Source organism: Wolbachia endosymbiont of Encarsia formosa, from assembly GCF_039540065.1.
Classification (GTDB): domain Bacteria; phylum Pseudomonadota; class Alphaproteobacteria; order Rickettsiales; family Anaplasmataceae; genus Wolbachia.
Genome location: NZ_CP154278.1, coordinates 969,790 through 983,814, shown reverse-complemented (window position 1 = coordinate 983,814; position 14,025 = coordinate 969,790). Strand labels below are relative to the sequence as shown.

General features: G+C 35.1%; 10 protein-coding genes. 8 read left to right on the top strand and 2 right to left on the bottom strand.

Annotated elements, in window-relative coordinates; genetic code table 11:
• Positions 1-28: 28 nt before the first annotated feature.
• Both AAE962_RS05300 and AAE962_RS05295 read left to right on the top strand, forming a co-directional pair.
• On the top strand, positions 29-2,020 hold the full coding sequence (locus AAE962_RS05300) for a type IV secretory system conjugative DNA transfer family protein (protein ID WP_343288864.1): 1,992 nt from the start codon (positions 29-31) through the stop codon (positions 2,018-2,020).
• Between the two features lie 100 nt (positions 2,021-2,120).
• On the top strand, positions 2,121-2,933 hold the full coding sequence (locus tag AAE962_RS05295) for a P44/Msp2 family outer membrane protein (RefSeq protein ID WP_343288863.1): 813 nt from the start codon (positions 2,121-2,123) through the stop codon (positions 2,931-2,933).
• Between the two features lie 178 nt (positions 2,934-3,111).
• Here AAE962_RS05295 and topA read toward each other — a convergent pair whose 3' ends face one another.
• Positions 3,112-5,562, bottom strand: a complete 2,451-nt coding sequence (topA, locus tag AAE962_RS05290) for a type I DNA topoisomerase (RefSeq protein WP_343288862.1) — start codon at positions 5,560-5,562, stop codon at positions 3,112-3,114.
• Positions 5,563-6,217: 655 nt separating this feature from the next.
• Here topA and AAE962_RS05285 point away from each other — a divergent pair.
• Both AAE962_RS05285 and radA read left to right on the top strand, forming a co-directional pair.
• On the top strand, positions 6,218-7,489 hold the full coding sequence (locus tag AAE962_RS05285) for an MFS transporter (RefSeq protein ID WP_343288861.1): 1,272 nt from the start codon (positions 6,218-6,220) through the stop codon (positions 7,487-7,489).
• A 66-nt stretch (positions 7,490-7,555) separates the two neighbouring features.
• The gene (gene radA / locus AAE962_RS05280) at positions 7,556-8,899 is read left to right on the top strand and encodes a DNA repair protein RadA (RefSeq protein ID WP_343288860.1); all 1,344 of its coding nucleotides are present in this window, start codon (positions 7,556-7,558) and stop codon (positions 8,897-8,899) included.
• Between the two features lie 935 nt (positions 8,900-9,834).
• On the opposite strand, the gene ftsY is transcribed toward radA, so the two are convergent.
• Positions 9,835-10,746, bottom strand: a complete 912-nt coding sequence (gene ftsY / locus AAE962_RS05275) for a signal recognition particle-docking protein FtsY (RefSeq protein WP_343288859.1) — start codon at positions 10,744-10,746, stop codon at positions 9,835-9,837.
• A gap of 176 nt (positions 10,747-10,922) precedes the next feature.
• On the opposite strand from ftsY, the gene iscU reads away from it, so the two are divergent.
• Genes iscU through AAE962_RS05255 form a run of 4 tightly spaced genes read left to right on the top strand, consistent with a single transcriptional unit; the run spans position 10,923 to position 14,022 of the window.
• Positions 10,923-11,306 carry a Fe-S cluster assembly scaffold IscU gene (gene iscU, locus AAE962_RS05270; RefSeq protein ID WP_343288858.1) on the top strand — a complete coding sequence of 128 codons (384 nt, stop codon included), beginning with the start codon at positions 10,923-10,925 and terminating at the stop codon, positions 11,304-11,306.
• A gap of 5 nt (positions 11,307-11,311) precedes the next feature.
• Positions 11,312-11,698, top strand: coding sequence for a HesB/IscA family protein (locus AAE962_RS05265; protein ID WP_006012614.1), 387 nt, complete (start codon positions 11,312-11,314; stop codon positions 11,696-11,698).
• Positions 11,691-12,149: an iron-sulfur cluster co-chaperone HscB C-terminal domain-containing protein gene (locus tag AAE962_RS05260; RefSeq protein ID WP_343288857.1), complete on the top strand. Its 459-nt coding sequence runs from the start codon at positions 11,691-11,693 to the stop codon at positions 12,147-12,149. Before AAE962_RS05265 ends, AAE962_RS05260 begins: the two co-directional genes overlap by 8 nt.
• A complete protein-coding gene (locus tag AAE962_RS05255) occupies positions 12,127-14,022 on the top strand; it encodes an Hsp70 family protein (RefSeq protein ID WP_343288856.1) in 1,896 nt (631 codons plus the stop codon). The genes AAE962_RS05260 and AAE962_RS05255 overlap by 23 nt, the downstream gene beginning before the upstream one ends.
• The last annotated feature ends 3 nt before the right edge of the window (positions 14,023-14,025 follow it).

Genomic DNA, 14,025 nt, shown 5'->3' with positions numbered 1-14,025 from the left:
TTTATACTAAGTTAAGAAAAAGTAGTTTATGAGTAATGGAAATCACCTACGCAATATTCTCATAGGAGGTGTAGTATCTTTTAGCATACTTGAATTTTGCTTCTATTTGTCTGGTATATTATTCTACCTGTTTGTTGACGGTCCAGATGGTGTAGATTTTAGAGCAATTAATCCTAGCTTGACACCTTTTCCTCAAGCTCTCTGGCCGACAATTTTTGATCATATACAATATTGTTGGCATCATCCAGAGCTATATAGCTTTGAGCTCAAAATTAAATTAGTTGTATCTTCTCTACTGCCTCAAATTGTTTTGATGATTATTTTGTGGAATGTGAGAGAAAGACTAATTGAGTGGCGGCCATTTAAAAAGAAAGAATCACTTCATGGAGATTCACAGTGGGCATCAGAGAAAGACATACGAAAAGCGGGATTAAGAAGCAAAAAAGGTCTATTGCTTGGTAAAGATAAGAGAGGATATTTTATTGCTGATGGGTTTCAGCATTCATTGCTCTTTGCACCTACAGGCTCTGGTAAAGGTGTTGGTTTTGTAATTCCTAATTTGTTATTTTGGAATGATTCGGTAATTGTGCATGATATAAAATTAGAAAACTATGAAATAACAAGTGGTTGGCGAGAGCGACAAGGACAAAAAGTATATGTATGGAACCCAGCGCAGCCAGATGGGGTAAGCCATTGTTATAATCCACTGGAATGGATTAGTGAAAAACCTGGACAGATGGTTGACGATGTGCAAAAAATAGCTAACCTAATCATGCCTGAACAAGATTTTTGGCAAAACGAAGCAAGAAGCTTATTTGTTGGGGTGGTACTATATTTACTTGCTGCACCAGAGAAAGTTAAATCTTTTGGTGAGGTTGTGCGTACGATGCGTAGCGATGACGTAGTTTACAATCTTGCTGTAGTTTTGGACACAATGGGTAAAATAATACATCCGGTAGCGTATATGAACATTGCAGCTTTTTTGCAAAAGGCTGACAAAGAAAGATCAGGTGTTGTGTCAACTATGAACTCGTCGCTTGAATTGTGGGCAAACCCATTGATCGATACTGCAACTGCATCAAGTGATTTTAATATTTTGGATTTTAAAAAGAAGAAAACTACAGTTTATGTTGGTTTAACTCCTGATAACTTAACTAGGCTCAGGCCTTTAATGCAGGTTTTTTACCAACAGGCAACTGAGTTTTTATGTAGAAAATTGCCATCGGATGACGAGCCTTACGGCGTATTATTTTTAATGGATGAGTTTCCAACACTTGGAAAAATGGAGCAATTTCAAACGGGCATCGCATACTTTCGTGGCTATCGAGTAAGGTTATTTTTAATTGTTCAAGATACTGAACAGCTTAAAGGAATATATGAAGAAGCAGGAATGAACTCCTTTTTATCAAACTCAACCTATAGAATAACTTTTGCAGCCAATAATATTGAAACGGCTAATTTGATATCTCAGCTTATAGGAAACAAAACTGTACAACAAGAATCATTAAACAAACCTAAATTTTTAGACTTGAATCCTGCATCAAGATCATTGCATATCTCTGAAACACAGAGAGCATTGCTCTTACCTCAAGAAATTATTATGCTGCCACGTGATGATCAGATAATTTTGATAGAATCGACTTATCCAATTAAGTCAAAGAAAATTTTGTACTATAGTGATAGCACATTCACAAGAAGGCTGATTAAACCAACACGTGTGCCTACACAAGAGCCATATAATCCAAACAAGGTCTTTTCTGCTGCTAACAAAGATAAGATTAGTAATGAAGAAGAGAGTAATGCTATTGAAGCTGCTGATTATCCTGTTGAAGCTAAAACTGAAGATGCAATATACGATGAGCCAGAGATTGAAGATGGATTTGAAGACGAGGATATTGATGATAAGTTTGAAGGTGGTGATGGGTTTGATGATGAAGACAGTAATGATGAATTTGACGATGATGATAAATTTGAAGATGAGGACAAACTAGAAGGCAATAAAATCGAGGATAGAGGTTAATTTTACCTATTTTTTAGCTTAGAAAATAATTAGTTTTTTCATATTAAGTCATTTTTAATTAATTAGTACTAGATTAGCTATTTTAACTAGAGGAATAGTCATGATGAGTAAAAAAACATTAGCAGTTACAGCACTTGCTTTATTGTTGTCACAACAATCTTTTGCAAGTGAAACGGAAGGATTTTACTTTGGTAGTGGATATTACGGTCAATATTTTAACTTGGGTAAGTTGAAAGCAAAAATTGGGGATAAGGATGCTACAGATGATAACCGTGTATCTATAAATGACATAGAATCTCAGAAAACAGAAGGTCAGTTAATAAGTAAGTATAAAGGAGATTATAACCCACCTTTTGCTGCAAATGTATCACTTGGTTATACAGGGGAATTAGGTAATAATAGCTATAGAGCTGAATTAGAAGGAATGTATTCTTCTGTGAAAGTGGATAATGTTGGTTTAACAAGCGGCCAGATGACAATAGCGTACATAGAAGGCGGTAATCTATATGGATCAACTATTAACCATGACAAAATTGAGAACATATCTGTAATGGCAAATGTTTATCATTATTGGAAAAGTGATAGTTTCTCTTTTTCTCCCTATGTCGGTATTGGAATTGGTGCAACAAAAATGACGATGTTTGAAAAATCATCAATAAGACCTGCAGGTCAATTAAAGGCTGGCTTTGATTATCATATAAATGAAGATGTAAATATGCATATCGGATATAGAGGTTTTGGTGTTATTGGTAGCATTGAATACAAACCAGAAACTTTAAAGTTTGATGATGAAGCAAAAAAAATGGTTCAACAAGCAGGTAATGATAAAATGACTACTATCATACAGAACAGCTCTTTTCACACACATGGTATAGAAGCTGGACTCACTTTTCATTTTGCAAGCAAAGCTTAACTCTGATAGAGACTATTTTCCTGTTAGCACGTCTGCGTCACACGACTGTAGCTGCTAACCAGGTGACAACTTTCTCGTTATCTGAATATTTTCTTTCTTGTAATTAAGGCTCTTTTTTTCTCAGTTCCAGCGTGTAGCGCTGGAACAACAATAAAAAGCATATGGTTATGCAAGAAGTCTACTTTTTATTCTTAATTAACTCTAAAGCCTTCTTCAGATCTATACTTTCAATATCTGCATTCTTGCCCAACGCAACGTTTGTTTTACCGCATTTTATATAGAATCCGTACCTACCGTTGCAGATAAAAACTTCTTTTCCCTTTTCATTAAAACCAAGAGATTTTAGCTCTTTGCGTGGGCTGCTCTCAATAATTTGTATAGCTTCGTTTAATTGTGTGTCTAATACCTCCTTAGAGCTTTTTTTAAGAGAAAAGTATCGACCATCATAGAGAATATAGTACCCAAATCGTCCAAGACCTATTTTTACTTCTTTTCCAGTTTCAGGGTGCTCTCCGATTATTTTCGGCAGGGAAAGTAATCGAGTGGCGGTATTTAGATCAATATCATTAACATTTATATCTTTTGGTACAGAAATCTTTTTTTTCTTTTCTGACTCACTATTAAACTCCAGATAAAGTCCAAAAGGACCTTTTTTGATCATTACCTCTTGGCCTGTCACATCATCTATACCCAAACTTTTTGGATATTCTGAATTGTCATTACTGCCCGTAATTTCTTTTGTATGGTTGCATTCAGGATAGTTAGAACATCCAAGAAACACACCGGCTTTTCCAAAATTTAATTTCAATATACCACCAGAGCAATTAGGACATTTTTTACCTATTTCTTCCTTTCCTTCCTCTGAGCAAAACCAATTGACTACCAAATCATGAATACCACTAAAAATCTCATCATGTGTCATTTGCTTAACAGAATTTACATGATTAAAAAATGGCACCCAAAAATAGCCTAGTTCTTTTTTCCAATCTGCATGTCCATTTGAGATTGAATCAAGCCTTTCTTCCATTTGTGCTGTAAAGTCATACTCTACACAACGCTGAAAAAAAGTTTCTAAAAATATAGTAACGATTTTACCGCGGCTGCTTGGAATAAATCTTTTGTTATCCAATGAAACATACTCACGATCTTGTAATACTGAAATAATTGTTGCATAAGTTGACGGGCGACCTATACCGATTTCTTCCATTTTTTTAACGATACTTGCTTCACTATAACGAGGTGGCGGTTGAGTGAAATGCTGTTTTGGCTCAACTGAAATCAGCTTACATGCTTCCCCTTCCTTCATGGTAGGTAGCAGGCCTTCATTTTCGGCTTCCATGTTATCTTGATAGACTTTATAAAAACCATCAAAGAATATACTTGATCCACTTGCCCGCAGAATCACTTTCTGGTCAATAGAACTAATTTCAACTACCACTTGATCAAGAATCGCCGATTCCATTTGACTTGCAATGGTTCTTTTCCAGATTAAATCGTACAATTTAAATTGCTCTGGCGTTAAGTAATCCTTAATACTACCAGGCGTTCTATTAATATCAGTTGGCCGGATTGCTTCATGTGCTTCTTGAGCATTTTTGACCTTTTTTACATATTTACGAGGAGACTGCGGTAAATATTTATCACCATATAACGACTTAATTGACCCTCTAATTGAGTTTATAGCCTCATCTGCAATATGAAACCCATCTGTACGCATGTAAGTTATCAACCCTACGATTTCACCACCAATATTGATACCTTCATATAAATTTTGCGCTACTCGCATAACATTTTTCACATTAAAATACAGTTTATTCACTGCATCTTGCTGAAGACTTGAGGTGATAAATGGAGGAAGCGGGTTTCTCTTAACTTGCTTGCGTTCTACTGTGCTTACAGCATACTGCCTTGACTCGATCTCCCTGACTAAGTTCTTTGCCTCTTCTTCATTCTTAATATCAAATTTTTCTAGCTTTTTATTGTCATAGTGGCTTAGCATAGCAAAAAAAGCCTCATCTTTGCTATTTTGCATTTCTGCCTTTATGCTCCAATACTCCTGTGTTATAAACTTACTGATTTCATCCTCTCGTTCGCATATAAGCTTTAATGCAACAGACTGCACTCGCCCTGCAGATTTGCTTCCCGACAATTTTGTCCACAGCAGCGGTGACAAGCTAAATCCAACTAGATAATCCAAAGCTCTGCGTGCTTGCTGTGCACGCACTAAGTCCATATTAATTTCACGTGGATTTTTTATAGCTTCTTGCACTGCTCTTTTTGTTATTTCGTTAAAGACTACTCTATGAATGTTGCTTTCATCATTGATTGCTTTTCTTTCCTTTAGTGCCTCTATCACATTCCAAGCTATTGCTTCTCCTTCTCTGTCTGGATCTGTTGCAAGGTATATATCTGATGTTTTACTAGCTTCCTTGACTAACTCTTTTACATACTTTTCTGCTTTTTCAATAATCTCATACTTCATGGCAAAGTCATTATCAGGATCAACAGAACCATTCTTCGCTGGCAGATCTCTGACGTGGCCAAAAGATGCAGCCACTTTGAATTCTTTACTCAAATATTTACCTATCGTCTTTGCCTTTGCTGGCGACTCAACTATTAATAATGCCATAATTATTAGTACTTAAAGGTAATATGTTGAAATATATAGAATAAAAAGTAAAAAAATATTTTAATGGTCTTTCCAATTTTTCTAAGTAATTGTTTGATGTTCGCAAAAAAACTAATGAAAGAACCTGCTTTATAAATTTTTTCAGCTCCCTTACCATAAGGATAACGCTATACTATTTATCTTCGTCTGTGGAGATTAAACGACAAAAGCATAACGCAGTTGTCGTCTTATTTTTAATTTTTTGCACTATGTGCATCTTATTTCTTTACAAAACTTCCAGTTTTTTAACCATATAAGCTGAAACGGGCTGTTTAAGACAGGCCAATTTTCAGGATTAGAGCTAGCTAATAGGGGTTTTCTTTTGTCTTTTTTCTACTTGGTAAATTTCTTGATATTTGTAGCTAAAGTAATTTAAGAGAGGTGTCATCCCAGTGCTCATACACTGGGATGACAAGAAAAGGAGTACTGGAATGACAAGAAGGACATTCCACCATGTCATTCCAGCGGATGACCAGATTTTTTTATTTGATCCCAGAATGGCTGGTTATGCAAGTTCCAATTTTAATAATATTTACATATAAGCCATACGCTTGAGTTGCAAAGTTCTAAAAAGCAGCCAAAATAAAAATAAGTAGACATTTACAAATTAAACTAAGTGTACAATCAACAAACAAGAGTATTGATTGCAACAATACTCTGTAGAATCGCAATATGGTATGAACATATGCTCTTTATTGATCTGGTTAATATAATTAGTAGAGAATTTTGTTATGCAAAAGATATCTACTACAGCATATTGCAATTGTTTGGAATTGCAGGACTGGGCGCTATGGTAAGACCACTTGGTGCATCTGTATTTGGTCACATTGGTGATAGATATGGAAGGAGAATGGCGTTAACGATTGCTATCTTGCTAATATCGATTCCTTCTAGTCTCGTTGCGTTTATTCCAAGTTATAGCAAAATAGGAATAACCTCTACTATGTTGCTTCTTGCAATCCATCTGATACAAGGGGTTGCACTTGGCGCTGAGCAAGGAGGTAGCTCTGTTTATCTCATAGAGCATTTACCTAATAAGAAAAAACTAGGAATGTTTTTTGGAATAATAAGTTTTGGTCGCTCCATTGGCATATTGCTCTCTGTGGTTGCAGTGATCATCTGTAAAAAAAACACTGATTTTAACGCTTGGGGTTGGAGGCTGCCGTTTATTTTTTCAGCCATTTTAGGATTAATAAGCGCATATAGTATATATACACTAGGAGAAACTCCAGCGTATGAAAAAAATCGAGAACAAAGAAATTTATCTAATTTACCAATAATAGAGCTTACAAAACGCTATAAGAGAGCCCTGATACTTGCCATTTTAATATCTGTACCTGTTAATGTTGCTGTTGGATTTACCATATTTCTTAGAACAATTGCAAAAGAAATAGTGTCGGTTGAGACTTATGTTACAACGTATGTCAACGAAGTTGTACTCATTATAACCAGTATATTAATGCCGATATCTTCAATAGTGCTTGGAATTTTAGCTGATAAAACAGGAAGAGAACGCACTGCAATCTTATTTATAGTGATCACAACGGTAATATGTTGTCCTATGTTATCTATTGCATATTACTATAAAAGCTACCTAATAATTATGTTGAGTGTGATGGCTCTTTCTATAATCGAGAGGGGTATCAATCCTATAGGAATAGTTACTGCTGAGCTTTTTCCTACTAATGTTAGATTTAGTGGTGTTAGCTTATCACGTAACATCTCTTTTGCCTTGCATGGAGGATTTACTCCTATGATATGCACTTGGTTTACTATAATGTTTCCTAAAATAGACTTTGCTGCTGGGCTTTATGTAATTTTTTGCTTATTAGTCAGCTTAGTAGCGATATTGCAAATAAAACCACAAGATAAAAAGTGTGATTGGTAATTTTCTCTATTTAAATTTATTTCACTTATTTAGCTAATTCTTATTACAATTATAATTTTGGCTTTTATGAAAACTGCATACGTATGTCAATTCTGTGGTCATAGCACTGGAAGGTGGGTAGGAAAGTGCGTTGCATGTGACAGTTGGGATACAGTTGTCGAAGAAATAGTGGTAAAAACAGAAACGAGAAGTACATCTGCACCAATTTCAATAAAAGCGTTATCAGATAGTGAAATTATTACCCCCGATCGTTTTTTAACAGGAATAGAAGAGTTAGATAGAGTTTTTGGTGGAGGTATCGTTCAAGGTGCTAGCATTTTAATTGGTGGTGAACCTGGAATTGGAAAATCTACTCTTTTGCTTAGGATTGCAGCTAATGTTGTGCAATTTTCTTTTTTTGAATGTCTTTATGTATCTGGCGAGGAATCTTTAGAGCAAGTGAGCCTCAGAGCAAAGCGTCTTAAGATAAATGAACCTAAAATTAAGCTTTTATCTACAGTATCTTTAACTGATGTAGTAGCAACAATAAGGAAAAATAAAAGTATTAAGTTCTTGATAATTGATTCTATACAAACTATGTATGATAGCAAAGTCACATCAGCACCAGGAACTGTAACTCAAGTCCGTACCTGCGCTCATGAATTGACTGTTCTTGCAAAGCAATATGGTGTTTCTCTCTTAATAGTTGGCCATATAACGAAAGATGGACAAATAGCGGGACCTAAAACCCTGGAGCATATGGTAGATACAGTACTATATTTTGAGGGTGAAAATAGTAATCAATATCGCATTTTACGTACTATTAAAAATAGATTTGGCACTGCAAATGAAATTGGTGTTTTTGAAATGTATGAAGCAGGACTCATGCCTGTTGATAATCCATCATCATTATTCTTGACCGTACATGATAGAGAAGTAGTTGGCAGCGCCGTATTTGCAGGAGTGGAAGGCTCAAGACCAATCTTAATGGAAGTGCAAGCATTAATAGCAAGGACTAATATGGCAACTCCAAGAAGGGCAGTAGTTGGTTGGGATATTAATAGATTAGCTATGATCATCGCGGTGCTAAATGCTCGTTGTAAAATGTTTTTGCATGATAAAGAAGTATACTTAAACATTGCAGGGGGACTCAAAATACAGGAACCATCAGCTGATCTTGCTGTTGCTGCTTCCCTTATTTCAAGTTTAGTAAATTTACCTCTACCAACTTCTTCAATAATCTGCGGTGAAGTTGCACTTTCAGGAGAAATTAGAAACGTTTCGCATGCTGATCTCAGGCTAAGGGAAGCACAGAAATTAGGATTCAAAAAAGCGATTATGCCTAAAAATGGCAATTATTCTTCTCATGATATTGAGATAATTAAGCTTGGTCATATAAAAGAGTTAAAAGAGATCTTCAATCACAGTTAAATATTATCTGCATGAACATTTTGCTTGCGAGAAGGATGTCATCCTAGCTTCCATAATGTCATTCGAGTAGCTGACACTGGCTTCTTTTTTTCTGGATTCCAGCGTCAAGCGCTGGAATGACACCATAATACCTACTGGAGTCATTCAAATTGCCCTCCGTTGTCACGCAAGTAGCTGACACTGGCATCCATTCTTTTCGTCATCAAAAACATTGTAAAGTGTTTAGCTGGATTACAGTTTCACGCACTGACCATTTGCTGTTTTTACTCATAACTACCTTGCCTGAACGAATACGAAAACAAGTAGCTAATTATCGCATAAAAAAAAGAAGATATAGAATATCCTCTTTTTTGTTATTAAAGATACATTAAATCTTGATTGTGTATTTCCTCTGCTATAAGCAATAATTTTTCGCTCTCATCAAAGAGACTTTTTGCGCTAGCTGCTAATTTCTCACTAATTTGTGGTAGACATTGTCATAATATACTCCTTAAATTTTTAAAATATATTTATGTTAGTATACAAGTATCAATATTACATTAATATAATTACTTTTTAGGCATGAGTGACAAGCTGAAGTGGTTTTTAATTACTCAAAAAACAGAAACGTTTCTATTTCCTACACTTTCTAAAACCATATGTACCAGTTGGTTTTTAGCTAAAGTAAAGGTCAAGTATCTGGAATTCTGGACATAAAATCCTCCTGTATAAAAAGAGTTAGAAAAAAAATGCAGTGCACATACGAAAGATATACACTGAAGAATACATTTTTTAATAAGTTTGATTAAAAAGTCTGCAGACTAAAGATAGATTTTGAGCTCTTAAAATATCTCTATTTGTAATTATAATGAGATTGAAAATATGCGGAAGTAATTTTTATACGTTAACGGCTTACCCAACCTAATTAATCACTTGTGAGAAAATTAAAGAGATCTTTAATCACATTCAAACAACGCTTCAGCAAACTCTTTGCCAGTAAATTCCCTCAGGTCTTCTATACTTTCGCCAATTCCTATAGCGTGTAATTTCACCTTATAAGCTTCTGCAAGCCCAATCACTACTCCACCTTTGGCAGTACCATCTAGCTTTGTTACAATTAACCCGGTAACACCAACCATTTTACTAAACGCCTCTAATTGGCTATAAGCATTTTGGCCAGTAGTTGCATCAAGAACTAAAATAACATCATGAGGAGCAGTATCATCCAATTTCTTTATCGTTCTATGTATTTTTGACAGCTCTTGCATGAGATTTACATTGTTTTGTAGCCTTCCTGCTGTGTCAATCAAAACAACATCAACGCTATCTTTTATAGCTTGACTTACAGCTCTATATGCCACACTTGCAGAATCGCTACCGTGCTCTCCAGTAATAATGGAGCAACCAGCTCGTTCTGCCCAGATATTTAGCTGTTCACTAGCAGCAGCTCTGAATGTGTCGCACGCAACAAGCATAACGGATTTTCCTTTCTCCTTATATTTATAGGCAAGTTTACCTATAGTTGTAGTTTTACCATTACCATTCACTCCGCACACCATTATTATATGTGGTTTTTTATTCAAAATGATCGGCTGCACGACAGGGTTTAATATTGTTTCTATTTCGATCATTAACTGCTGTGTGATAACGCTATGCTCAACTTCTGATTCAAATTTGATACTTGCGAGCTTATCAATAAGCAATCTGGAAGTTTTATGACCTATATCCATCCTAATCAGCAGCTCTTCCAGATCATCTAAAAGCGACTGATCTAATTTTTTTTTGCCAGAAAAAATATTTTTTACTCCATCACTAAAACGGGAGGAGGTTTTTAATAGTCCTTGATAAAGATTACTGAATAAACTCAAGAAATACTCCTTCTAAAATTACCATATAAAGAATGACATGCACTATATGTATTTGTAAAGTAAATACACTCGTAACATATATATTTTGTGAGTAAAATGTACCGCTTGCTAGTGTATTTTACTTTAGTTTTTAACCTAAATATGTTATAATGTAAGTAATGGTTTACGGGTAATCTATGAGTTATAATGAGAAAATTTTAGATCATTACGAAAATCCAAGGAATGTTGGTTCTCTGGATAAAAATGATCCAAATGTTGGTACTGGTTTAGTTGGTGCACCATCATGCGGAGATGTAATGAAACTGCAAATAAAGGTCAACGATAAAGGTATTATTGAAGACGCAAAATTTAAAACTTTTGGTTGTGGTTCTGCTATAGCTTCAAGTTCTTTTCTTACAGAAATGATCAAAGGAAAAACTATTGAGAATGTAACAAAGATAAAGAATACTCAAATAGTGGAAGAATTGTCTTTGCCGCCAGTAAAGATACACTGTTCAGTACTTGCTGAGGATGCTATAAAAGCTGCTATTCATGATTATCAAAATAAACAAAAAAATTGAGGAATATGAGTGAATTTCAAGGAGTAAATTCTGTTAAAAAACCTATCACTCTAACTGCAAATGCAGTAGAGAGGGTAAGGTTTTTATTGGACAAAAAGAAGCATGCTAACCTTGAAGAAGCAATAGGAATAAGAGTTCTAATTAAGCAAAAAGGATGCTCTGGTTTAAAATATGATATTGAATATGCATATGACGTTCGTCCTTTGGAGTCGGTAATTGAAGAAAGCTGCAGTGATGATCAAAAAGTCAAGGTGCTGATCGATCCAAAATCTATCATGTTTATCCTTGGCTCTGAAATGGATTATGTAGAGGAAAAATTCTCATCAGGTTTTATTTTCAAAAATCCTAATGAGAAAGGAAAATGTGGTTGTGGAGAGAGTTTTCATGTCTAGCAACCATTTCACATTATTTGGAATTGAAACTGCTTTTAACATCAGCTTTGATGAGCTGGAGAAAAAATATATTGAGCTAAGCAAAACTGATATAAATGAAAGAGAGTCCAAAAATATGGAAAATATCAACAAAGCTTATCAGGTACTGAAGTCACCGCTAAAGCGTGCCGAACATTTGTTGGATCTTTTTGACGTACAAAGCAAAAAAGAGCATCTTGATCCTGAAATATTAAATGAATCAATGGAAATAAGAGAATACTTTCTAGACTGCGATGATTTACAATTTGCAAGTAGGATGATTGATGAAAAGGTAAAAGATTGTACTAAAAACCTAATTAATGCTTTTGCTACAAAAAATTTTGATGAAGCTGCTACGCAAGTTTTTAGATTGAGATATTTATATAAGTCATTTGAGGAGATGAAGGAAAATGCGGCCAGTTCAAATTTCTGAACCAAGTTCAAATGAGGTAGTTTTTGGTATAGATCTTGGAACTACTAACTCTTTAATTGCCATGGTAAACAAAGCTGGCAATGTAGAAATATTTAAAGATGAACAAGAACGTGAGTTACTGCCTTCCGTCATTTCATATGAAAATGATGTACTAAAAGTAGGCTACGATGTTAGCAAGAATGCTATCTGCTCTGTAAAACGCTTAATGGGTAAAAGTGTTAAAGACTTGCATAAAGAAAATATCAGTTGTGAAATAGATAACGAAAGTGAAAAAGTTATTAGGGTAAAATGCTCAGAAGAAAAGTATCTCACTCCTATTGAGATCTCTGCTGAGATACTAAAAACTCTATGCAAGAGGGTAAAAAAATTCACAGGGATGAAAGTTAACAAAGCAGTGATTACTGTACCAGCTTATTTTGATGATTCAGCACGTAACGCAACCAAATATGCAGCAAAATTAGCTGGCATAGATGTTCTTCGCCTCATTAATGAACCAACCGCTGCAGCACTTTCTTACTCCATTGAAAAGAACAATAACAGTGGCATATATGCAGTTTATGACCTCGGTGGTGGAACATTTGACATTTCAATATTAAAATTACATCAAGGAGTGTTTCAAGTTCTTGCAGTTGGTGGTGATACTAAACTTGGCGGTGATGATTTTGATCATCTGCTTAGCCTTATTGTGCTTGATAAGTATAGAGAAAAGGTAGGTTTAAATAAAAAATGCTCTAGTGTCATCCCAGTGCTCCGACACTGGGATCGAGAAAGTTTGATTGCAAGTGAACACACCAGAAAGTTATATAATAAGAACTGGATTCAAGTGTCAAGCACTGCACCATCTGATACAACTACCCACAAATTACAACATTCATACACTAAAACTGGTATCTGCAATATACGTGCTATAAAAGAGTACCTAAGTGAAGATACCTCAGGCACTTTTGAATTCAATATTAATGGTGAATTATTTGAATGTGAAATTACCAAAGAAGAATTCGAGCAAGCAATCAGTCCTTTGGTTAATAAGACTATAAATATAGTTACTCGTACTATAAGCAACATAGATCTTAAAATCGATGATATAAAAGGGGTAATTTTAGTTGGTGGCGCAACTAGAGTGCCATTAGTGCAAAATTCACTAATCAAACTTTTTGGCAATAAAGTGCTGAATGATGTGGATCCGGACAAAGCAGTTGCCAATGGGGCAGCTTTTCAGGCTCATTATTTAACTTCAAACTCAAAAGATAGGAATATTCTCCTTGATGTGCTGCCTTTATCACTTGGCATAGAAACTATGGGGGGAATAGTTGAAAAAATTATACCAAGAAATACACCACTACCAGTTTCAGAAATAAAAGAGTTTACAACTTACGCTAACGGGCAAACAGCAATGAAAATTCACGTTTGTCAAGGAGAACGTGAAATGATAAAAGATAATAAATCTCTAGCACGATTTGAACTCAAAGGTATACCACAATTGCCTGCAGGTTCTGCAAAAGTTGAAATAGGATTTACAGTTAGCATTGATGGAATATTGACTGTCACTGCAAGAGAAAAAACTACTGGAGTCGAACAGACAGTTGAAATAAATTCAAGCTCTGGCTTAAGTGAAGAAGATATTCAAGATATGGTCAATCAGTCAGTAAGTAACTTTGATCAAGACATGAAGGCTCGTTCCCTTGCAGAGGCTAAAATTAACGGTAACAAGCTCATACATCTAGTTGAAAATGTTTCCACTGAGCAAAAGTTAAAAATTTTACTACAGAACGCAAAAGATGCTTTACAGGAAAATGACTTAGACAACATTAATAATGCTATCTCTGAGTTAGAAAACTCTGCTTTAGAATTATGCGAATCAGCAGACAGATAGAGT

Coding starts and splice junctions, on each gene's coding strand:
- AAE962_RS05300 (WP_343288864.1), top strand. CDS start 29: ATGAGTAATGGAAATCACCTACGCAATATTCTCATAGGAGGTGTAGTA.
- AAE962_RS05265 (WP_006012614.1), top strand. CDS start 11,312: ATGAGTGAATTTCAAGGAGTAAATTCTGTTAAAAAACCTATCACTCTA.
- AAE962_RS05295 (WP_343288863.1), top strand. CDS start 2,121: ATGATGAGTAAAAAAACATTAGCAGTTACAGCACTTGCTTTATTGTTG.
- AAE962_RS05260 (WP_343288857.1), top strand. CDS start 11,691: ATGTCTAGCAACCATTTCACATTATTTGGAATTGAAACTGCTTTTAAC.
- radA (WP_343288860.1), top strand. CDS start 7,556: ATGAAAACTGCATACGTATGTCAATTCTGTGGTCATAGCACTGGAAGG.
- iscU (WP_343288858.1), top strand. CDS start 10,923: ATGAGTTATAATGAGAAAATTTTAGATCATTACGAAAATCCAAGGAAT.
- AAE962_RS05255 (WP_343288856.1), top strand. CDS start 12,127: ATGCGGCCAGTTCAAATTTCTGAACCAAGTTCAAATGAGGTAGTTTTT.
- topA (WP_343288862.1), bottom strand. CDS start 5,562: ATGGCATTATTAATAGTTGAGTCGCCAGCAAAGGCAAAGACGATAGGT.